The following is a 22,410-nucleotide window of genomic DNA, read 5'->3' on the forward strand; positions in this document are numbered from 1 at the left end:
TCCTAAAAGGAATTTTTTCATTGGGATTATCGTCCTCTAAATCATTATGCTTAGTGTATGGGTTCACTATAAATCAATTATGCCGGTTCCGTTTTCATGCTGCGAACTTTTGTGCTATCAGAACCGCTACATTAAAGTATGCGACTGATTTTAAGTCAGTTAATATGGCCATTCGACCGCTATGTGTTTTTAGATAATCACAAAAGTTAAACTTTGAGTAATAAAAACGGTTATAATTTCTACGATTAAAACGTAGTGGTCAAACCTACAGTAAATATTAGCTTCTTACTATTCTCTTCAGTAACAGCCGCGTGGCTATGATAATTGCTGGAATTTACAACATAGAACTGAGCAAAAAATGATTTATGAAAGGTTTATTAAATTAAATAAATTATTTATATAGTTAAAATTCACCTGATAAATCACTTTTTAATTTAAATTACTATGTTAATTATTTGTTAATTATTTCTAAATTTTTCTCTAAGAAACGGAGTCCCCCATCAGCAAAACTACTGGTTGAAAAAACTATAGTAAAAATAACTAAAATAATCTTCATGTACATATTATTGAATCTGATCATATCTTGGACCAAAAAAATCTTTACTTATAATAATGAGTAAATATATACATCCGAATGACGACAAAATTACAAACTTGTAATTTTGTTAAGGTTTGTTCTCAAAAAAATAAATTAATACTATTTTAAAAAAGATAAATCGTTGCTGAAAAAGCTAGATTGCAATCGAGTTAATTAATTATAAATCAAAAACTTATATTGTATAAAATTAGTAACTCTTTGCTTTCTGCACTTATTATTTAATCAACGTTTCACGATTTTCATAAGCTAAACTAAATATAGTCGCCAATTTCAATTGAGTTATTTCCCGGCTTTTAAATACCGATATACCGCTTGGCGACTAATTCCAAATGCCTGGCCTAATGCCATTTTTGAAGGGTACTTCCCTTCCTTCCAGTCTTGTCGCAAAGCTTCAGCCTGATCAGGTTTCAATTTATGTACCCGGCCTTTGTACTTCCCTTGAGAAGAGGCAAGTTTAATTCCTTCCTTTTGCCGCTCTAAAATGATCTCACGTTCAAACTGTGCAAAAGCACCCATCAGTTGCAGCATCAAATTATCCATCGGGGTGGATTGGGCCGTAAAAGTAATATTTTCTTTTACAAACTGGATGGCAATCCCTCGTTTGACCAGTTTATCCACTTCAGTCACCAAATCTTTTAAGCTTCGCGCAAAACGATCCATGGAATGTACTATCACCCGGTCTCCTTCCCGGACATAATTCAACATTTCCTGAAATTTCGGTCGGTCGGTATTTTTACCTGAAGCACGGTCAACAAAAATCCGGTCGACTTCAATTCCCTCAAGTTGACGTCCCGTATTTTGCTCGACCGAACTCACTCGCACATAGCCTACTTTTTGGCCTTTCACTTTTTACGCCCCAATTGGATAAAAATGAACAATTTCGTAAATTATAAATCTTTAATACCAAAGTTACATGTTACTTATGATTAAAAAACATTTAAATGGTACATGTTTTTAAGAACTTTTAAAATGTAATTTTAGGGTATACTCTATAGTTACATAAATTAGATTTAAAAACTTGTCTCCAATAAACCAAGTACGGTTCACCTAAACAGATTGCTACCCCTGAACAACCAGAATCCGAAAAAAGAGGCTTTTGGAGCCGTTTTTTTAGACCCTATGATTAACCACGATTGTTTAACTCATATGAATAAAGTTGTGAAACTTTGATTAAATAATAGGCATGGAACGTGAAAAATCATAAAAAAAACCCATCTTGGGGAAGATGGGCTATCAACTAGAAACTACAGCATTGAATTTTCAAGAGAATTATAACGCATTTCGTATAAGGTGTATTATGTTAATTTTAGGGAAATTTAAAAATTATCCTCTTTCAATAACGCCATAAAAGAAGTGAAGTTATCTGCTAATTTTATAGTTCTCAACTTATTTTCAGTGGGTGATATTTGGATAAGGTCATCATGATAAATCAGAGTAATAGGTGGTTCATCAGTATCAAGATCATCTCTGTAATCAAAAGCTAGTAAGTCACCACCTGCACATTCTCCGAAAATCACTATGTGTTTATCCATAAACTCATACATGTATTCATCAGGCTGATTTAATTCAATTGCTTCATCTTTTTTGATGGAATCCTCATACTTTTTACGATCTTCCTCATCCCAAATTTCTATTTCTTCATATCCGTAGCTATAAAAATATACGTCTCTATCTGTAAACTCATTGTTATGATCTAAAAACTCAAAATAGTTATTTTGAGGAGTTAATCCATTGTGTTTACTCAGTAATTCAACATAAGACTTAGGGAATTTATAACCAATAGACTCAGCATAATCTTCAATAATTTTTCTATCAATTTGGCCATGATCTGTGTAGACATCAATATTCATGTAATCTGCTCAATTAATTTTTTTATAGTATAAATTAGGAATTTAGATTTCCATTTAACATAATGGCCGTTATGCGAAATTAGAAAATTGAATTTATTGCACTGATATTTATCTGTTTTTTAAATTTTAGACCTGGGTTGGTGCCCAGGTTTTTTTATTGCGTATAACACCCATTATGTTAAATGGAAGGAAGCAAAATAAGTTAACATTTTGCTTCCGGCCACATTAAGCTAGAGTTTTATTTAAATAAAGCTATTTAGTAATCATTAAATTAATTAAAATCTAAATCTAACACCAGCTCCATATAACCAACCTTTCTCAGAGTTTGATTCTATTTGCCACGACGTTTCATCATTACCTTTTGAATACTCATAGGCAATGTCGATATACGGCATGATCTTTTTACTGATTTCATAGCGAGTTTCAAACCCTGCGGTTGCACTGCTTAAACCAGTTTTTTTCGCATATTTAGAGTCATCACTAAAGATAGCATCCAACTCTAAATAAGGTTGAATAATCAACTTTTGCGTAATCAGAAAATCACGTTCCGTTTCTAGGCTAAAGCCCGCATAATTGTCTTCTCCCGCATAGAGATAAGCATCAGTTTCAAAGAAATATGGCGCCATACCATGTAAGCCAATCACCGCATCAACATTTTCTTCGGTGTCTTTGCGATGATCATTGAGTTCAACTTTTTCACTACGATAACGTGCACCAATTTGTGCATCCCAAAAGTCTGAAATCATACGGCTATATAAAAGTTTGGCATCATAATGTGCATCATGCGATTCTTCTTTATCGGCATGAATTTTAATAAAAACCTTATTTTCATCTGTGCCAATACGGGTTTCAAACTCTGACTTTAAATCACCTGTGCCATCTTCATTGACAAGCCACTTATTGTCCACTGTCGTAATCGCATAAATTTGCGCACCGTGTTCTGAGCGATGATCATAATGCGAACTCTGCTGAGCATTCGCATCTGGTACATGATGTGAATGATTAACCGTAGATGTTGCCTGATGTTGTGCCTGATTCATTTGGCTATGGTTCATTTGAGAGCGATCCATTTGCATCGGCTGATTTTGACTAGAAGATGTAGCAACTGTCATTTTTTCAGGCGCACTATGATCTTCACCATTATGTGCCAAACTCACTGCACTGACCATCAACAAAGAGCTTGCTAAAACAGTTTTAGAAAAAAGATTAATGGTGCGCATGTTGATCTCCTTTCTGTACTTTTTGATCTTGCTGTTTCTCTGTTGATTTGTGATGCATTGGCTGATGACCTGCATGTTGATGGTTCATCGGTGCTGAATGTGCAGCATGATTCATTTTCCCCATCATCTGCATGTGTTGTGCATGCTCTTGTGGAGAATGCTGTGAATGATCCATCTCAGACATCGCTTGATGATTCATTGATGGTACATTTTTTCCATCAGTCTGAGCAGTTGAATGATGCCCTTCGTGCGCCAAACTTAAGCTTGTTAAACTCAATACCGCAACAGAAAAAAACGCTTTAAATACAAAATTAGTGATGTGCATGTCCAGCTCCTTTTTGCTCAGTTACTTGGTGAGTTTGAGTCGAATTTGTACCTTGAATTGGCGTTGTAGACACTTGTTCATCGCTAACATTTGCCACGATCAACTTGTTCATCATTCCTGCACTCATGTGATACAACAAATGACAATGGATTGCCCATTCGCCCAACTCATCCGCAGTTAATAAAGCAGTCACTGTTTTACCCGGTGGTACAATCAATGTGTGTTTATTCGGCATATCTACCGACTCTTGACCATTCTCCAACTGCATAAACATGCCATGTAAATGCATGGGGTGCGCCATCATACTGTCATTAATAAATTTGATACGGATACGCTCGCCATACTTCACTTTTAATGGCTCAGCATCGCTGAATTTTTTACCGTTAATCGTCCAAATATAACGCTCCATAGTACCGCCCAAACGCACTACTAATTCACTGCTAGCTTCACGAGTATCTTTTTGCGGTTCTAAAGATTTTAAATCACTATATTGCAAGGCTTTATTGCCCGCAGGTGTAGATGCATTTGCCCAACCATAAACCACTTGATCATTTTCTTGTGGTTTTGCTGTGCCATGCTGTGAATGATCCATTTTCGAGTGATCCATGCCTTGCATATCGCCATGGTTCATTTTTGAATGATCCATTTTCGAGTGATCCATGCCTTGCATATCGCCATGGTTCATTTTTGAATGATCCATTTTCGAGTGATCCATGCCTTGCATATTGCCGTGGTTCATTTTCGAATGATCCATTCCTGCATGATCACCGCCACCATGTCCCATATCTTCCATGGTCAAAAGTGAGCGTGGACGTGGTGCAGGCATATGAATGCCATGTGTCATAGGATTTAATTCATTGTGCAGTGTACCAATCGCATAGCCTGCACGGTCAATTGACTCAGCTTCAATTTGATAATGTCCGCCTTTTGGCTCCACAATCACATCATAAGTTTCAGCTGTGCCAATACGAAACTCATCCACAGCAACAGGTTTTACAGGCTGACCATCAGCACTGACCACAGTCATTTTCAAGTTAGGAATACGGACATCGTAGAAAGACATCGCAGATGCATTCACAAAACGTAGGCGAATTTTTTCATTCGGTTTAAACATTCCTGTCCAATTTTGTTCAGGTGTTTTGCCATTAATGAGGAAGGTATAACCTGTAACATCCGACATGTCGGTTTTTAGCATACGCATCTGATTCCACATTTTGCGGTCAGACCATGTCGCTTTTATGCCATCACGTTTAACCTGCTTCCAAACATCACCCAAGGTTTCACGCTGATTTTGATAATATTCAGCTGAAATTTTAAGATCTTTCTGAATTTGATCACTGGTTTTTTCATGAAAATCTGACAACATCACCACATAGTCACGTTCAGCTTTTTCATGTGCTGCCAATGGTGTTTTACCTTTTGGATAAATCACAAAAGAACCATATAAGCCGTCCTGTTCCTGTCCTTTAGAATGAGCGTGATACCAATAAGTCCCGCTTTGGCGAATCTTGAATTTATAAACATACTCGCTTTGAGGCTTAATACCGTTAAAACCATTAAATCCCGGTACACCATCCATAATGCCCGGCAACAACAGTCCGTGCCAATGAATAGAAGAATCTTGGTTTTTTAAATTATTTTTCACGCGAATGATGGCTTCATCACCCTCTTCAAACTCAAGCAAAGGCGCAGGAAATTGACCATTTACGGTAATGCGCTTTACAGGCTTTCCAGTTGGGCTGACCACTGCTTCATCAATAACAAGCTGATATTCACGCACTTCGGCAAAAACCAAAGGCGACGATGCAAAACAAATACCTGCTAATAGGTACGAACTAATTTTATGAGACATAACTTAACCTTAATTTTTGAAAAATAAATAAATTTTAAAAAAAATTGGTTAAGTTTTAGGAGGACGTGAAATTTCTTGCCAATACCCATTTAGATATTGGTTGAGGTAATAAAAATTAGGCTGATCTATAGAATAGAAGGTATCTAGGGGATCTAGCGAGCTTTGCAAAGAATGAAGACATGAGATCTGTGTCTGGCAGGATAAGCTAGAACATTCCTGACACTTTTTGTGATCTATATTCTGATTAATAGCTAAATGATTATGGCAATCGGTATTCGTCTGTACTTCGTGATTAATAACTAAATGATTATGGCAATCGGTATTCGTCTGTACTTCGTGATTAATAACTAAATGATTATGGCAATCGGTATTCGTCTGTACTTCGTGATTAATACCATGTTGAGTGACTTGCTGTGCTTGATCTAAACAATGATCTTGGCTCATTTCAGTTTGCATATTGATATGCATTATCTTTACTGATGCAACAGACACACTACTCCATCCTATGGCAAAAACCATAAGAAAACAAAACCAAAGTTTTTTGGAGAGATGAGTCAACACGAATGCTATCTAGGAATAGAATTTAATCCAATATATCTTAACGGAATTTCAACTATTTACAACTCAATATAATTTAGTAGTTTCTCTAAAATTAACATAATACACCTTATACGAAGGCAAAAATGGGAGCTATAAGCTCCCATTTTTAGTCTTTAATTCGCTTTTTCGCTTCGTCATAAACTATGCTATCAGCTCGTTTTCCGACGGTAATGAGCAGGATAACTACCTGATCATCTTTAACTTGATAGACAAGTCGGATACCAGCTTTTAATAATTTGATTTTATAGCAACCTGCAAGATCGCCTCTAAGCATATTCTTTGGAATATGTGGCTGCTCTATGACTTTGGCTAGTTTCTTTTTAAATTGATCTCGTATAGCAACAGGGAGTTTTTCCCATTCTGCTGTAAAGTCCTTGTGACGTAAAAGCTTATAAGTCATCTAATGTGACTTCCTCAAACATCTCTTTAGGATCATTAATGCGCTTACGGACAAGAGCTAATAATTCTTCATCTTCTTCCGAAAGCAAAGCTTTTTTGACAGGCAGTTTCCCAGTCGTAGCAACATACTCAAGAATACTAGTGAAGAAATCCGTAGGTGCAATACCTTGCTCTTTAAGGATTGAATAAGATTTTTCTTTAAGGGCTTCATCGACCCTGAAGTTAACAGTAGCCATCATATTTCCCAAGTATTTAATGTACTAGGAATAGTGTAATGCAAATTGCATTACAAGTCTACTTCGCATAATCCGTATTATGTTAATTTTAGAAGAAATTAAGAATTATCCAATTGAAATTAAAAAAAATATATATTTATAATTAAATGAGCATCCAAGTTAAGAACTAAAATGATAAGAGACGATTTAAAAAAATATCCTAAAGCGATATGGGTACATTTTTATAAAAACCGTATAAGTTTGATGGCAGAGAATGGCATAGCCAAAGCAACTGAAATTCCTAAATCACCTTATGATCATCCAAGAATGATTTTGGCAGATTTTGAAAGCGCTACAACAACATTAAAAGCTTTAATGAGACACCATTCTAACGGTTTATCTTTTTTCAAGTTTACAGCTCCTATTACGATTGTCCAAATAATGGAGCCGATACAAGGTAGTTTAACTAAGATTGAAATACGAGCTTTTAAGGAGTTATTTTTTAATACTGGTGCAAGAGAAGTAAAGCTATATGACCTTGATGGAAATTCTATTGAAGAATAATTTTACAAGCCCTATTTAACATAATGGCGGTTAAGCCCCTTTTAGATAACTTTAGCAACTCGATAGACAGTTGCAACTCCACAATTCACTGCTTTGGCAATTTCTTCCTTAGTCATATTGCCAGCTGCTAGCAATTCTTTTATTCGTTTGTGCTTAGCCTCATTGGCTTTCTTACCTGTTGGCTTGTAACCCGAACGTGTCAGGCCCTGCTTAATACGTTCTATACGTTTCTCATTGTCTAGGCGAGCCATTGTTGCCAGGAGATCAATCAACATATTGTTGATGAGTGGACTGCTCCCAGTATCCTAGACACGAGACGGCCTCATTTTGAAGCTGCCTCAAAGGCTTCTGGACTCATCCCATCGAGATGCGAATGACGCCTGATTCGATTGTAAAACATCTCGATATAATCAAATACATCTGCACGCGCCATTTCTCGTGTTTTATAGATCCTCTTTTTAATTCTTTCCTTCTTTAAGCTGCTAAAAAAGGATTCAGCAACAGCATTGTCCCATGAGCAGTATACTGCGCAAGGCCTCTACGACTCATACTCGGAACTAAATTATGCTTCTGACAGAATTTCTGCCAGTCTCCGCTACTGTATTGTGAGCCTTGGTCTGAGTGTATGATCACAGGTTCATTGGGTCTGCGTCGCCATACCGCCATTAAAAGGGCATCCAAAACGATATCCTTGGCAAGCGTAGGTTTCATTGACCAACCGATGACTTTCCTTGAATATAAATCGAGAACCACAGCCAGATATACCAGCCTTGCCAAGTGCGGATGTAGATAATATCAGTCACCCACGAGGTATCAGGTGTGTTTACAACAAATTCTCGATTTAAATGGTTAGGTGGCACAATCTGAGGACGACCACGACCATAGCTTTTATGCTTCTTATATCCTCGAACAGCGGCAATGCCATTGTTCTTCATGATCTTCAGCACACGATTCGGTCCACAGCTTTCACCTAGCTCTTTAAGATCCAGCGTGATGCGACGATAACCATAGATACCATAACTGGCATCATAAGAAGAACGGATCAGTTGTAATAACCGTTTGTCTTCAATTGTTCTGCCTGATTCGGGTTCATGTAGCCAGGCATAATAGCCAGCACGAGCAATCTTAAGAACCCGACACATCGTCTTAATCTTAAATTGATGGCTGTACTCAAGGATAAACTGATACTTTACTCGGGCAGGCTTGCAAAGCGGCGTGAAAGCAGTGCTTTCACTTTAAGATATCCCGCTCTTCTTCAGTTTGCTTAAGCTGACTTTTAAGACGAAGGATCTCTTTCTTTGCTTCGAGTAGTTCATGTTCATCAGGGTTGTTGCGTAAAGGCTGTACGGCCTTTAGCCATTTATAAATGCTGTGCTGTGATACACCTAAACGTTCTGCCACATCAGTGACAGAATATCCACGTTCAGTAATCAATTTAACAGCTTCTTCTTTAAATTCTGGGGTGTATCGTTGTCCACTCATAATGTTCTCTCCTATGCAAAAAGAATAGACGAAATTTGTCTAGGAGAGTGGTGGCAGTCCAAGTCCAAGAGAAGCTGATTGCTTAAATCAGTTTTTTTAGTTTAGAAGAGTCGTATCATTTTAGTCAGACTATAACTTCATACTGCGAACTTTTAAGCTGAGCTTTAAATCTGCTGGAGTTATATTCATCGTCTTATCAAAACCCAATTTTTCTGCAAAAGCTGTGCTGTTTTCGTTTGGAGATTCAATAAAAATTCTCTCATATTCATATTTTTCAGCAATATCTAGCAACGTTAATAGCAATGCTGTTCCATTACCATTTTTGACTTTATTAAATCCTACTTTTGCAATTTCGATCAATTTTTCACCTTCATAACATCTAAATCTGAGATAGATATCGTCCAAGTCTTGACAGAAAAAAAGAGTACATCTAGCAGTACCTTCAGGATCTGTAAAACCAAAATCAATGGGAAATCTTAATTTCTCAAGAGTATAGCCGAGGGTCGAAGAAATATATTGTTCCATTGATTTCAATATGTAGTCTTGTTCTTGAGCACTGATTAGCATATTTAAAACTCATAAAAAAAAGTATCATACGATATCTTTAGTTTTTTTCAAACTATTGATTTTAAATTATTTATATACAAAAGATTATTCTTTAATATAATAATTATCATGCATTATAGCTAATGTAAAAATTCAAATTTAATTTGAACAAATATTAATGTTCCATAACTAATTTTGAATATAGCCTAAGCTTTATAAATATTTTCTGAATATTTAAGTGCCTTTCAAGCTATTCATTAGATCTCTTTCATAAATCAAAAAACGATCTTCTTTTTGGTTAATATTTGCACTTCGGATTTCTTGGCATTCGTGCATAATCTGCGGATGAAATACATCGATTCAAACAAGCTTTCTGATCCTCAGTTCAAGCGATACACAGGCATCTCATGGTCAACTTTCTATTTGATGGTTGAGCAATTGCAGAAGCATGTCTCTGCCAAAGGCAGACCGCCCAAGTTAAGCCTGGAGGATCAGGTTCTGCTCTGTCTGAGCTATTGGCGGGAATACCGAACCTTATTTCACGTTGCGACGAGTTACGGGGTTTCAGAGCCCACAGCCTCAAGAATTGTCCGTCATGTTGAAGACTGCCTGATTCGGTCCAATCTGTTTAATTTACCCAAAGATTTACCCGAGGGCGAAGGCATCGACTGGAATGTTGTGATCGTGGATGCCACGGAAATTCCAATCCAAAGGCCTAAAAAAACAGAAGAAAAGCTATAGCGGCAAGAAAAAGACCCATACCTTTAAAGTACAGGCCATGATTCACTACAAAACTCAGCAAATTCTGAGTTTATGTACCAGTCGCGGTGCAGTGCATGATTTCGAGTTGTTCAAACGTAATTTAAACCAGATTCCTTTTGGGGCTTTTATCCTTGCAGATAAAGGCTATCAGGGGATTTATGTGTTGTATCCGAATAGCCTGTTGCCATTAAAAGCCAAAAGACACTGTAAATTGGATCCTGAATTGAAAATCTATAATCAAGAAATCAATAAAAGAAGAATCGGAATTGAGCATGTATTTGGCAGCCTGAAAACCTTCAAAATCCTTGCTGAACGTTATCGAAATAGAGGTAAAAGGCTTGGTTTGAGATTCAATTTAATCGCTGGAATCTACAACTTGGAACTGAGCAAAAAATGATTTATGAAAGAGGTCTATTTAGTATGAAATCACTTGTTCAAAATCAATATCTCGGCACACAGTAAAAATATCCAGTTTCATAAGATATACCTTTACGGTATTTTTAGTAATTAATTAATAAAAATAATATGTATATCAAAATTAATTATAATAAACCAAGATTTAGCTGAATGGCCATTTGCCAATTTGTCATCCCGTATGTGAATAAGCACGTTTTAAGGCTCTTTCTGCTTCCAGCTTTGCTGCTACACGTTTGCGCTGAACTGTACGAACAGAAACCTCCAGGAGAGTTGCAAGTTCTTTATTTGTATAAGCAGAATAATCAATTAATTCCACAGTTGGTTCCTGATCCTCTTTAATTTTTTTTATGTAGGTTCGAATGGTACGTTCTGATACACCACACGCTTGAGCGATCTCAGTTGCTTTTAGAGAGGGATCTTGCATGTATAGGTCAAAACACTTTTTCCGGGCGCCTTCATAGTGACTTGATCGTACTTCACCACCTCGCGCCCCACGTGCTTTTTGCCGTTCCCTAAACCATGGAGCGGATTCCTGATAGTGCATATTTTTAAAACAGTATCGGGCAATACTTTTTGCCATATGCTTAAGCTCATTATCTGATAACAAATTATTTGGAAAGTAGTTTTGGTTAATTTCTTGGGCTTCACCCTGTAAAGTGAATGCAAAGTCAGTTTCGCTCACATACTTCTCGTGCAGCTTGTACGCTTTTACCCGTAAAATATCAAAAATCGTGCAGTTCCGGCCAAAGCCCATAGTTTCAGAAATTTGTTTGTTTTGTAGGCAGTATTTTTGAATTAGCAGAAAAGCTTCAGATTTGTCGGGATTATCCTTTTCATAATCCAATTTTGATACTCCCATGCCTTGGTTCAATTCATTGAGCGTATAAGGCTTCACTCGAGGGTATAAACAGATATGTTTGGGATTAAAAGGACTTCTTGCCAGCGTACCATTGTATGCAGCATCACCATTGTGGATGGCTGTCAGTTTGAATAAAGTCTTGAAATAGTAGTCTTGGCACTTGCGTCGTGACTTAAAGCTACGTGAAACACCCTTTTCTAAAAAGTACCATAATTGGCAATGACCCGTTTCAGGGTTGATCACAACCATATTTGGAAATGGGCATGGTAAGTCCAGATAAGCGTCAGGACTATTTATATCACTGTCTATGATCATGAAGTTCAGCATATTTTCATGATTTGGCTGAATATGTTCATGTTTCAAAGCGCGATACTTTTCAAGCGGGTAAGATCTCGGATTATCTGTTTTTAAACTTGATGAGCAAAGCATCACTTTTGGTAAATTTCTGATCAGAAAGTCTTCAATGTCCTTAGGCATATACGATTTAATTGAGTGATCTTTCTTTTGCTCAAGTAAACAATCCATATACAAACTCATGAATAACCTGCTTTATTCCTGCCTGAATTTTTTAGAAATTTTTATAAATTTCTATCCATTAAAAAGCTTTAAAGAGCCTCTTTTTGGAGTCTACTAAATTCAAAAAAATGACTTCTCCAATGGTGAGATTTAGGAAAAAAATGTTGGCTTGAGTTGAAAGAATGAAGATTTCTTATAATGTTTTAGAGTGGTATTACATGACCTGGATAGTCACCGACTTTGTGGAGACCTTTTAATTAGTTAAAATTGCTGTTGCTGTGAGTTTCTTTTAATTGTTCAAGCGAAAGAGGATCAAGCAGAAAATTTATAAATCAAGAACTGAAGCAGATTTTGATTTATTTGAATATACTCAAGTTTTTTACAATGCAAAATGCAGCAATGGTTTCAGTGGTTAGCGCTTTCCATTAGATAATGAACAGACCCATCAAAAAATGATGATGTGTGAAGTTTTGGTGGCTTTTCAGACGTTACCTATAATAATTATTCTAGCTGCCTCGTATATGGCTATTAACAGGACAGCTGATAGCGAGTACTGCGTCCGCCCCTTTCTAGTTTGATAAGACAACCTTTATCTAATAAATCAGTTAAATGGCGTGTTGCCGTTGCTTTACTTACTTTGGCTATCTTCTGATATTCAGCTGCACTCACCTCAGATTCATGCCCCTTTGCACTTTTATCTATTAAATAATCCAGGACTTCACGCTGGTTTTCATGCAAATCAAGATTCGCATTTTTTTGCCAGAACTGATTCTTCAATAAAACTGGTTGAATATGTTTTAAAGTAACCTCAAGGCTCTCATCCAAAGTATCGAGAAACCATACCAGCCAACCGGTAATATCTGTATGCCCCTTTTGAGACCGTTCAAGAATCTCATAATAACTTTCACGCCTGACAAAGATTATTGGTGACATCGCATAGCAACGGATACTTGATGGATCCACCTGAGCCAATGCTAAATGGGTTAACAGTCGAGTCATACGGCCATTTCCATCTTCAAACGGATGCATCGTCACAAACCACAAATGGGTTATCGCTGCACGCAAGAGTGGATCAAGTAGTACATCTGTTCTACTGTCATTAAACCATTCAATAAATGCCTTTAATTGTTCTTCTAATCCATTTCGTGGAGGAGCCTCAAAATGTATATTCAGGTAATCAGCAGAGCCAGAAACAACCTGCATAATAGTTCCGGGACGTCTTAGTTCGCCAACATGCAAGTCTTGGCTTTTGCCTTGAGGAGTGCTAAACAGCCATTGATGCCATTGCATCAAACGCTCAAAAGTTAGAGGAAGTTCTGTATTGTTTAACAGATCAAATATGAGGTTTCCCAAATTTTCATAATAAGTATCCTTTCTACAGGATTGCCCACCCTTGATCTCAAAAGATTCGGCAAGAGAAGCATATATAAGGGAGCCATTTAAGCTCTCATTTTCTATAGCGAAAGAAGCCCCAAGTTCCCTTACCAGGTTTTCAATAAACCAATTCTCTATATCAAGCGTACACTGGCTTTGGCCCAGAATAACTCCCATCTTTTTATGAATAAGTCTGGTCTTTGGCAAGATCAGACCATCTTGCCATCTAAATTCTGTCCAGTTTTTTCTTTGCCAGATCCATTTTTGCATTTCAGGTTTCTTTATTCATTCTGAATGAGCCGAATAATAGGGTTAATCAGCTCATATTATGAGCCGTATATTCAGTGTACTTTTTATTCATAGCTTTTAAAACTACTTATTGATAGTCAGCATCCCATCCCAGCTAAAATAGTTTTGAGTCAAATTCTTTCTGGACATTGCCCATGCACGGCTGTGCATCTTGCATGGTCCAATTGCTATTTTCTTATCCCCAAATTTGACTTTTACTTCCTCAATCGCCTTCTGCAATTTTTCATTTTTCTCAATCTTTGAGCTATCCGAGAGCAGGTCATAGATATAGCTCTGTTTCGATTCAATCGCAGTCAGAATCACGCCACATTTTTTAAACTCTATCCCCTCCTTGAATAATTCATGCATACGCTTCATCAAGACCCTGTTCATTACAATGGCAGAGTCCGTAGGTTCCGGAAAGCCGATACTGACCGATTTATTGTAGAAAGGCCGATGTTGATCGAACGGATTAGACTGGGCAAATGCAATCATACAGCCACATAAGGATCTATCTTCTCTTAACCGTTTAACTGCATTCTGCAGGTAATCACTCATCGCTTCCGATAAAGCTTCAATATCCGTTACCCGTGAACCAAATGATCGAGAAGAGATAATCTGCTTTTTGGTAGGTGGAGATGATTCCAGCTCTATACAGGAAATTCCCTGTAGCTCCATTACAGTCTTTTGCATTACAACAGAAAATAGTTTCCTCATTTGATGTGGATTAGACCGGGTCAAATCAAGAACTGTATTGATGCTTAGGCTATTCAGTTTTTTACTGTGCTTTCGGCCGACTCCCCAGACTTCCGAAACGTCGATCAGACTTGAAAAGTAATCTCTGTGACACGGATCCATAGATACAAGATCACAAACGCCATTAAACCGTTTCGCCTTCTTTGCCATATGATTGGCCAGCTTGGCTTCTGTTTTACTCCGGCCAATACCCACACATACTGGCAAGCCGATCCATTGTAAAATTCTTTGCCTCATATGCTGGGCATATTCGACCAGGTTATAGTTATGAGCATAGGCTGTGACCTTTAGAAAGCACTCATCAATCGAATAGACTTCCTGCTCACCAGGTGCCACATATTCAGCCAGAATGGAATGAAACCGATGTGACATTTCTGCATATAAAGCATAATTACTGGAAAGTACCTGAATATTGTGTCGCTCTACAGTATCGCGGATCTGGAATAAGGGGACGCCCATTTTAATACCCAGGTCTTTAGCTTCCTGAGAGCGAGCGACTACACAGCCATCATTATTGGAAAGCACAATAACCGCTACATCTTTCAGTTTAGGATTGAAAAGCCGCTCACAACTGACATAACAGTTATTTACGTCGATGAGCGCATATATTTCTTTCGTATAGCTCATCTGAATTTCTTGATTACATTAGTGACTACTCCCCAGATCTCGAACTGTTGTCCTTCTTCGGGGTGGATATCTGGATACTCATCATTTTCTGCTTTTAGCCAGCAGCCTTTTAAGTCAACGATGAGCCGTTTCACGGTAAATTCATTATCGATACAGGCAATCACAATATCTCTGTGCTGGGCTTCAATACTGCGATCTACGATCAGGGCATCATTAATGTCAATTCCTGCATTTAGCATGGAAAGAGAATTCGCACGAACAATAAAAGTGGCATTGGCATTGTTAATCAGGAATTCATTCAGATCTAGTTTTTTATCAATATAATCCTGAGCTGGTGAGGGAAATCCGGCTTGAACCCGCTCAATTACAAGAGGTATTTCCATTTTTGTGACAGGATCAAACTGGCGGATATCACTAATTTCATTTCCTTTTTTTAATGACTTTAAGTATGCTCTGATATCAAGAACCTGTGATTCTGGCACACGAATCACTTTAGTCTCTTCAGATTTCTTCCTGCCTGCACCGGCACGAAAACCCCCATGAGAATTTGCCATATTCTGCTTACCTTTTTGATTTTTGTTACATTAATCAAGATTGTAGAGATATGGGAAATTTCATACAAATAAAATAATCCTTTTAAAATCAATTGGGCGTCTTAAAATGACGCCATTTTTTTAACTTTCTGACCAATGGTTTAGATAGATCTAGTTATTTAAGCAAAAATTATTTTTTGAGAAATAGATAATCTAGAAAATATATTTCTTTTGATAATGATTAATTTTTTAAGCATTGCTCGTTAAAAAATTGGTTTATGCTTAAATTTTTAATCATAATGAAATAAATACTTAAACAGCTAAAACTATGAGCTGATTAATACTTTTAAAGCTCTACAAGATGATGACACAATGAAATTCAGTAGCTTAAAAACACCTGATGCCATGGGAAAAGAACTGGGGAGCCGATTAAAACAGGCGCGGTTGAACTTGAATCTTACTCAGCAAGAGGTCGGCTTATCTGCAGGGATTAGCCGTTATTCAGTCAAAAATCTGGAACTGGGTCGGGGAAGTGTGCAAGATTTGATGGCTCTCCTGATAGCCTTGGAACATACTGAGCAACTCGATCATCTGCTACCACCACAACAGGTATCACCTATCCAGCTATTCAAACTCAAAGGGCGAATACGTAAAAGAGCATCAGGCTCACATATTGGTTCAGCATCGGCTCAGACAGAGAATAAAGATAAAGAAGATATCGGATGGTGAAGATTTTAAAGACACTAAAAGTAGTTTACCAGGGACAGGATGTAGGAGCATTAAGCGTTGACCCATCAACCGGTCAGTGTACCTTTATGTATATACCTGAATTTGTAAAAACCGGTATTGAACTGTCTCCATTGATGATGCCGCTACGTGAAAATTATATATATAGCTTTGATACCTTAAGCCCAGAGTCCTTTAAAGGCTTGCCTGGGATGCTGACTGATTCCCTTCCAGATGATTTCGGTAATCGTATCTTAAATGCCTGGTTAGCTTTGAAAGGTGATCACTCTCTTCCTATCAATCCGATTGATCAGCTACGCTATATAGGCAAACGTGGCATGGGCGCACTTGAATTCTTACCTGCAAAAGCTCGCGGAGAGTTGAATACCCAGGATCCAGTACACATTGAGGAACTGGTAGCAACTACCCAGAAAATCTTGTCTGCAGATTATAGGCATGAAATGGACTGCAAGATATTTTTGCCGCTTGTCAGAGTGGCTACCAGTGCCGGTGGTAAAAGACCAAAAGCTATCCTGGCATTTAATGAAGATTTCAAAAAAGTTCTTCCAGGACAGACAAATGTTCCACCTGGCTATAAGCATTATCTAGTGAAATTTGATAGCCTGCGTGAAGGAAATATAGATAGAGAAACCATCAATGGCTCAGGTTTGAGTGCGGTCGAATATGTCTATCATCAAATGGCGATTTTCTGCGGCATTGATATGATGCCTTGTTATTTACTGAATGAAGGTAACAGCCAACATTTCATGACTCAGCGATTTGACAGAATTGGAAATGAAAAATTACATGTACAAACACTGAGTGCTTTGGCTCATGTTGACTATAAGTCGCCAGGCTCTTTTTCTTATGAGCAACTTTTTATATTACTGAATGAGTTAAAAATGACAGCTGTAGAGGCTGATCAGATATTGAAGCGTATGATATTCAATATTGTGACCCGCAATCTGGATGACCATGCTAAAAACTTCTCGTTCATATTACGAGATCGTAAATGGCAACTAGCCCCTGCTTATGATTTGACATACAGCTATGCACCTGGATCTTTTATGGGAGATTTACACTGGATGTCTCTTAATGGAAAGCGCAAGAATTTTAATTTAGAAGACATACTGTCGGTACAGTCTTTAAACCGAAAATTCACGCCTAGGTATGTTTTAAGTGTGCTGGAACATACTATTGAAGTGGCAACCAAATGGGATATGCTAGCAAAAGCAGTTGCTGTACCAGAAGAGCTTATTGAAAAAATAGCAGCGAATTTAAAGCTTAAATTTTAAAGGCCTTAGATTATTTATTTTTCCTGATTAAACCTGCGTTCATAGCAAGTCTGGCAATACGTCCTGCAAGCATTGTCCAGCCTTACGATTGATGAGACGGGCATGCATACCAACTGTTTGTGGACCATCAACATCTCAGGCAGAAGATCTGCAACTACTTCTCCATAGGGTGTTGCGGTATTTGAACAGAGGACCAGAGAATAGCCTGCATTCTTCAGAGACTGCAGAACTGATCCTGTGTCGTCGTACAAAGTAATTTGCTGTAATTCAAATGCCAAATCATCGTGTAATTCTGCAAGAAGTACAGAAGGAAGTGTTTGCCCCAAAGATAAAGCAATAGCCTGAAAGTCTCCATTAATCGACATTACCGTCGAAGAATCAGAAAGGGTAGGTTTTCGGCCATTTTCCTTCAGGAATCGCATCATTATTACAGTTTTTATTGTGGTTATTTAACTCATCCTGCATTTTAGCGCGAGTTAAACATGAGATTTTCTAAGCCTTCATTATTAATGACGCTTCTACCTATCTTTTTACCCATGAGATATTTATCGGTCTTTTTTTCCATTCTAAAGGATGATTGGTTTATGCAAAATAATCATAGTTCATTATAAGTTATTGATTTATATTGTAGGTCATACCTTTCCACTCATGATATTGATGCTTAAAATTATAATACTTTATCGGTCATACCTTTTCACTTTCGAATCAACTTGATATGGAAAAATCAGCAATAAAAAATATAAGTTATTGATTTTAAATATCTATATTACTTTTATGCTCATACAGATTGTTGTCGGTCATACTTTTCCACTCATCAGATACTTGTCGGTCTTTTTTTCCACTCTAAAGGATGATTGGTGTATTTAAAATAATCAAATTTTATTATAAATTATTGATTTATATTGTCTTTCATACCTTTTCATTCATGATATTGAATGCTTAAATTCGAAATACTTTGTCGGTCATACTTTTCCACTCATCAAGTTTTCGGATTAAAAAAGTTAAAATACCTTAATACCGATTTCTATAAGCTCTTCCTTTATAGAAATCGGTATTAAGATATTGAAAATAGGTATAAATATCATTAATTAAAATGGATCATAATCATACCCATTATCTTTTTTAGACTGTTTTACCTCTAATACTGATTTCAATGATTCATGATGATGAACAGCAGTCCTCTTCAACTCATTCTCGCGAATAGAGATATGTTTCTCTAACTTATTAATGGATATATAAATTTGCTCTTTAACTTCACGATCTATGAGTACCCTGGGATACCTTTTTATAGCTTTATAACTTTTTAGCATTTCACTTTGATGTTCTATAACCTTGCAAAGACCCTTCATGTTATCCAAGTCGTGCCTGTCCATTTTAGATAGCTCTCCTTCAAGATAGAAAAGGCTGTTTTTCACGCGCTGAACATATATTCTCACAGATAAAATCGGGTCATCAATTGACGCATTTACTGCAGTCAATCGCGTTAAATATTTTTCTGCCGATCTTGCTTCATCTATCGCTAGATTTAAGTACAAGTCCGGATTCTGCATCCGCATTTTGAGCAGAAACATACTAATCGCTTGTCGCTCTATTTTTTGATTTATTAATTCAAGAGTTTGTTGAGCCTGTCGTTCATATTCTTGAAGTCGTCCAAGATGAGCTGGAGTGATTTTTGTAGAGAAAAGACGTCTTGTATGTTTGACCAGTCGATTGAGTCCAATTGTCGGAATGAGCTCATATGCGGTTGTATTGCTTTCTGTATTTCCTCTTGTATAAGTTTTTGAAGGTTGGGACCGCCCAAATAATTGCTTAAGACCGTGAGTAATTCTGGCTCCAAATTGACTAAAATATTGTCTAATTCGGTCGATATGATTTCTTTTGATAATTTCTGTTGATAGCTTTGCAGCATCTCGTTTTTGTTGTTCAATTCTTGCTGCAATAACTCTATTTCTTGCAGCAATTTCTGCTGATAATTTTTCTGCAATTCTTGCGTTTTCAACAAGCTCTGCTTTATTGCTTGATATTCTTGAAGGTGTTGGGCTTGTAATGAAATCTCGTTCTTCAGTGCCCATATCATTTGAGTTTTCAGTTGGTGTAGCGGAGTTTCTCGCATGTTGTTCTCCTGAGCTTATATAAAAAGGTTTAGAAATGAGAGGGTGCTGAACCCGCCGAATATCAAAATGCACCACAGCATTTTCTGGCATGCTGTCCTGATTTCCAGCAATTTTTGCAAGCCATCTTGTTGCTGTTCCAGATATAACTGTTGAAGAGTCTCGGTATTGCTTTTCATTCTGCTTAGTATTCTGTTCATTAACTCTGTACTCTTTATCATGTCTGCCTGATAAATTTCGTGCTGCTGCTTCTGCTGCCTCATCACTATTTTGATGTCGTCGAACTGCAGCTGGTTCATGCACTGCAAAGCTGTCCACTCCATATCCAGCTGCTGACCTTCGAGAATCGTTTTTTTGAGCTGAGTTTTCAAATTCTCGTGATTCTGCTGGCTGAGTTTCAGCTCCTCCTCTGCCTCTATAAGTAGCGGGGTAATATTTCTGGTTATATTTAAAACGTTTTTTTCTAACTGACTTAAGTTCGCTAATATATTCTTTGAGCTGGTTTGAATATTCTTCATTGCCTCCTGGTGGTCCTTTAACTGCTTCTGTTCCTGTTTGATTTTCTCTGTAATCAGAGAATGAAAATCCGTCATGATAATAAGTCTCTCTTAAGCGATCTGTTGCCTGGTCTGTTTTTAATGAAATGTACGTCTGCCCTTCCCTCGTGATCTCACCAAGTTCAGACAATGAAGTAAGTAACTCCTGCCGGTTGTTGATCACCCCATATAAAATCCGCTGTTCAATAAACTGATTGATCAGTTCAACACGTGTCTTTTTGGGCTCATCTTTCAGACCGGCTTTGACAGCAGCAGCATTTTGCAAATGGATATGATTTGATAATTTTGCCTCCTTTGATCTCTTTTGATCATCGGGCCTTGCCCATTCATACTTGTAATTAAAAAAGTCTCGCAAAGGATCAAAATAATGGTGGTGGCCGGGTGGGGCTATATTTAGAGACTTGCCGGATGTCAGTTCAACGCGTGGTACAAGAATATGTAGATGCCGCGAACCGTCATCTTCCAGGTGCATAACAGCGGTCATGTGATACTGTTCTGAGCTCAAACCTGCAAATGCATGCTCTTCAAATACATCTAAAACTTCATGAAGCTGTTCATCAGTGACCCGGTCTTCGGGTGACCATGCAATCACGGCTGAGGTGTAGCAATATTGAAATGGGACACTTCGTGCCAAAGCAGTAAAACTGACAGCATCACCTCGCAAGATCTGCACCCCTGCCCTCATGTTTCCTTGATGATCTTTCTCGCCTAAAACATAAGAAGCAGCTTTGCCCGGGTCTCCTGTTCCCACATTCAAAAATTTGATCAACATAAATTATCTCGATGTATCCGTGGCAATTTTAATCGCCCGGTCTTTTTGTTTCTTATATGCCTGATCTGATAACTTATAAGGATGGATAGCATCTAGGCATTGATGTAGCTCAATCTGAATAAGCTCCAAAATTTCCACACATTCTAAAAATGAAAATCGTTGTATCTGGTTTTGTTGAGCCAGACACAAAAAATTGAGTGAGCGGGCTATTTGGTTCACATTATTTCCGATCCTGCCCACCTCTCTTAGAAAGAGTGGATCCATGGCTGGAGCTGGACGAGTAATACTTTTTTCACCTCGTCTTCGTTTTCTGAAATTAACACTCCCTTCCTCTTCTTTCTGTTGTTCTAAAACGCCATGGATATTTTTTTGAAACTCATATCTGATCAAACCATGTACAAAATCAGTAAAAATGACATTTTGTTTTTTAAGTAACCACTCCAGTTGTACGGCTTGCGCGGGCAGAAAACGGAGTCTTTTAATAATGTCACGTTTAGGTTTCTTCATTACTTGCCTCAGCTTAAAGGGTGTTTTTTTGGGGTCTTAGGGGGTCGCCCCTAACAAGCCCTGTTGCGTACCAAAAATAAACTGCGCAGCAGTTTTTTTTGTAGCTACAGGTAGGCTTGCTTAATAAACTGCTCTTTTTAAGAACAATTTCCCCTCCTGAATCCCAAGCATAAAGGAATTAAAAAATTCAAATCCCATCCGTCGAATTTCGATTTTTTTTGAACGAAATCATCTATTTTTTTGAAAGAGTTACTTTATTTCTCAAGCGGAAACGAGTTGTAAATCAGCGTTCAATCTCGAATTAATGTTCATTGATATAGATTTATATCTAAAAAATCTTAAAAAATTTGAAATTGGCTTGAAATTATGCAGATTTCTTTAAAAAATGTGTTGAGGTTTGTTTTTTTATTTATTTTTGAGTTATTCATCAAATTTATATCGTTTTCAGCATCGTATTCTTATTTTCAATGAATTTGTTTCCCCTGCTAAATAAAATAATATTTTAGATAAATATCAATTAATTAATAATTAACAATGAAGAAAAATAACACACATCTATCTTTCAAATTTCAGGTTTAACTCGTGACATGTAACGTTTTAATTTGGGGATGTAACACTTTTGTTTTTGTTAGAAACGAACGGTTTTTTGTTAGAAACGG

Annotated in this window: 20 protein-coding genes and 4 pseudogenes; 6 read left to right on the plus strand and 18 right to left on the minus strand. The window is 37.3% G+C overall.

What is annotated here, in order from left to right; translation table 11 throughout:
* Positions 1-198: 198 nt before the first annotated feature.
* Positions 199-320: pseudogene (locus Q9R21_RS14850) on the minus strand (cation transporter); the annotation flags it as partial.
* Between the two features lie 557 nt (positions 321-877).
* A complete protein-coding gene (locus tag Q9R21_RS13575; protein WP_004812033.1) occupies positions 878-1,444 on the minus strand; it encodes a recombinase family protein in 567 nt (188 codons plus the stop codon).
* Positions 1,445-1,647: 203 nt separating this feature from the next.
* Between Q9R21_RS13575 and Q9R21_RS13580 the strand changes: the two are divergent.
* Positions 1,648-1,725, plus strand: a pseudogene (locus tag Q9R21_RS13580) (DNA-binding protein); the annotation flags it as partial.
* 189 nt (positions 1,726-1,914) lie between these two features.
* Here Q9R21_RS13580 and Q9R21_RS13585 read toward each other — a convergent pair.
* The 7 genes from Q9R21_RS13585 to Q9R21_RS13615 form a co-directional block, all read right to left on the minus strand.
* On the minus strand, positions 1,915-2,448 hold the full coding sequence (locus Q9R21_RS13585; protein WP_004896928.1) for an SMI1/KNR4 family protein: 534 nt from the start codon (positions 2,446-2,448) through the stop codon (positions 1,915-1,917).
* Between the two features lie 275 nt (positions 2,449-2,723).
* Positions 2,724-3,668, minus strand: coding sequence for a copper resistance protein B (locus Q9R21_RS13590; RefSeq protein WP_104510421.1), 945 nt, complete (start codon positions 3,666-3,668; stop codon positions 2,724-2,726).
* Positions 3,655-3,993: a hypothetical protein gene (locus Q9R21_RS13595; protein WP_004897649.1), complete on the minus strand. Its 339-nt coding sequence runs from the start codon at positions 3,991-3,993 to the stop codon at positions 3,655-3,657. Before Q9R21_RS13595 ends, Q9R21_RS13590 begins: the two co-directional genes overlap by 14 nt.
* Positions 3,980-5,845, minus strand: a complete 1,866-nt coding sequence (locus Q9R21_RS13600; protein ID WP_180087574.1) for a copper resistance system multicopper oxidase — start codon at positions 5,843-5,845, stop codon at positions 3,980-3,982. Before Q9R21_RS13600 ends, Q9R21_RS13595 begins: the two co-directional genes overlap by 14 nt.
* Positions 5,846-5,893: 48 nt before the next feature.
* Positions 5,894-6,337, minus strand: coding sequence for a hypothetical protein (locus Q9R21_RS13605; protein WP_311204697.1), 444 nt, complete (start codon positions 6,335-6,337; stop codon positions 5,894-5,896).
* Positions 6,338-6,551: 214 nt separating this feature from the next.
* Positions 6,552-6,845: a type II toxin-antitoxin system RelE/ParE family toxin gene (locus tag Q9R21_RS13610; protein ID WP_004897647.1), complete on the minus strand. Its 294-nt coding sequence runs from the start codon at positions 6,843-6,845 to the stop codon at positions 6,552-6,554.
* The gene (locus Q9R21_RS13615) at positions 6,835-7,080 is read right to left on the minus strand and encodes a type II toxin-antitoxin system RelB/DinJ family antitoxin (RefSeq protein ID WP_000246756.1); all 246 of its coding nucleotides are present in this window, start codon (positions 7,078-7,080) and stop codon (positions 6,835-6,837) included. Before Q9R21_RS13615 ends, Q9R21_RS13610 begins: the two co-directional genes overlap by 11 nt.
* A 171-nt stretch (positions 7,081-7,251) precedes the next feature.
* Here Q9R21_RS13615 and Q9R21_RS13620 point away from each other — a divergent pair, with 171 nt between their 5' ends.
* Positions 7,252-7,623 carry a hypothetical protein gene (locus tag Q9R21_RS13620; RefSeq protein WP_004897646.1) on the plus strand — a complete coding sequence of 124 codons (372 nt, stop codon included), beginning with the start codon at positions 7,252-7,254 and terminating at the stop codon, positions 7,621-7,623.
* Between the two features lie 41 nt (positions 7,624-7,664).
* Here Q9R21_RS13620 and Q9R21_RS13625 read toward each other — a convergent pair.
* The 3 genes and pseudogenes from Q9R21_RS13625 to Q9R21_RS13635 all read right to left on the minus strand — a co-directional run.
* Positions 7,665-7,910 (minus strand): annotated as a pseudogene (locus Q9R21_RS13625) (helix-turn-helix domain-containing protein); the annotation flags it as partial.
* Between the two features lie 35 nt (positions 7,911-7,945).
* A pseudogene (locus Q9R21_RS13630) lies at positions 7,946-9,105 on the minus strand (IS3 family transposase).
* 129 nt (positions 9,106-9,234) lie between these two features.
* Positions 9,235-9,672, minus strand: coding sequence for a GNAT family N-acetyltransferase (locus Q9R21_RS13635; protein WP_004897640.1), 438 nt, complete (start codon positions 9,670-9,672; stop codon positions 9,235-9,237).
* Between the two features lie 309 nt (positions 9,673-9,981).
* Here Q9R21_RS13635 and Q9R21_RS13640 point away from each other — a divergent pair, with 309 nt between their 5' ends.
* Together Q9R21_RS13640 and Q9R21_RS13645 are read left to right on the plus strand one after the other, a co-directional pair.
* A complete protein-coding gene (locus Q9R21_RS13640; protein WP_171054439.1) occupies positions 9,982-10,392 on the plus strand; it encodes a transposase family protein in 411 nt (136 codons plus the stop codon).
* Entirely contained in the window at positions 10,340-10,810 is a 471-nt protein-coding gene (locus Q9R21_RS13645; RefSeq protein WP_004809604.1) for an IS5/IS1182 family transposase, read from the plus strand. Before Q9R21_RS13640 ends, Q9R21_RS13645 begins: the two co-directional genes overlap by 53 nt.
* A gap of 189 nt (positions 10,811-10,999) precedes the next feature.
* Here Q9R21_RS13645 and Q9R21_RS13650 read toward each other — a convergent pair whose 3' ends face one another.
* The 4 genes from Q9R21_RS13650 to Q9R21_RS13670 all read right to left on the minus strand — a co-directional run bounded on the left by Q9R21_RS13650 (position 11,000) and on the right by Q9R21_RS13670 (position 15,804).
* Positions 11,000-12,226, minus strand: a complete 1,227-nt coding sequence (locus Q9R21_RS13650; RefSeq protein ID WP_004897636.1) for a replication initiation protein — start codon at positions 12,224-12,226, stop codon at positions 11,000-11,002.
* A gap of 507 nt (positions 12,227-12,733) precedes the next feature.
* Positions 12,734-13,849 carry a Fic family protein gene (locus Q9R21_RS13660; RefSeq protein ID WP_004897634.1) on the minus strand — a complete coding sequence of 372 codons (1,116 nt, stop codon included), beginning with the start codon at positions 13,847-13,849 and terminating at the stop codon, positions 12,734-12,736.
* Between the two features lie 102 nt (positions 13,850-13,951).
* Complete coding sequence (locus Q9R21_RS13665; protein WP_004897632.1) at positions 13,952-15,250, minus strand: DNA polymerase V subunit UmuC; 1,299 nt, start codon at positions 15,248-15,250, stop codon at positions 13,952-13,954.
* Complete coding sequence (locus Q9R21_RS13670; RefSeq protein ID WP_004897630.1) at positions 15,247-15,804, minus strand: LexA family transcriptional regulator; 558 nt, start codon at positions 15,802-15,804, stop codon at positions 15,247-15,249. The genes Q9R21_RS13665 and Q9R21_RS13670 overlap by 4 nt, the downstream gene beginning before the upstream one ends.
* A gap of 351 nt (positions 15,805-16,155) precedes the next feature.
* Between Q9R21_RS13670 and Q9R21_RS13675 the strand changes: the two genes are divergently transcribed.
* Positions 16,156-16,512, plus strand: coding sequence for a helix-turn-helix transcriptional regulator (locus tag Q9R21_RS13675; protein ID WP_005220186.1), 357 nt, complete (start codon positions 16,156-16,158; stop codon positions 16,510-16,512).
* Complete coding sequence (locus Q9R21_RS13680) at positions 16,506-17,804, plus strand: type II toxin-antitoxin system HipA family toxin (RefSeq protein ID WP_005220185.1); 1,299 nt, start codon at positions 16,506-16,508, stop codon at positions 17,802-17,804. Before Q9R21_RS13675 ends, Q9R21_RS13680 begins: the two co-directional genes overlap by 7 nt.
* Before the next feature lie 1,088 nt (positions 17,805-18,892).
* Here Q9R21_RS13680 and Q9R21_RS13685 read toward each other — a convergent pair.
* Together Q9R21_RS13685 and mobC are read right to left on the minus strand one after the other, a co-directional pair.
* On the minus strand, positions 18,893-21,244 hold the full coding sequence (locus Q9R21_RS13685; RefSeq protein WP_004897627.1) for a relaxase/mobilization nuclease domain-containing protein: 2,352 nt from the start codon (positions 21,242-21,244) through the stop codon (positions 18,893-18,895).
* Positions 21,245-21,247: 3 nt separating this feature from the next.
* On the minus strand, positions 21,248-21,751 hold the full coding sequence (gene mobC, locus Q9R21_RS13690; RefSeq protein ID WP_311204698.1) for a plasmid mobilization relaxosome protein MobC: 504 nt from the start codon (positions 21,749-21,751) through the stop codon (positions 21,248-21,250).
* Positions 21,752-22,410: the final 659 nt, after the last annotated feature.

The sequence above is a fragment of the Acinetobacter sp. RG5 genome, from assembly GCF_031844265.1.
Lineage (GTDB): Bacteria > Pseudomonadota > Gammaproteobacteria > Pseudomonadales > Moraxellaceae > Acinetobacter.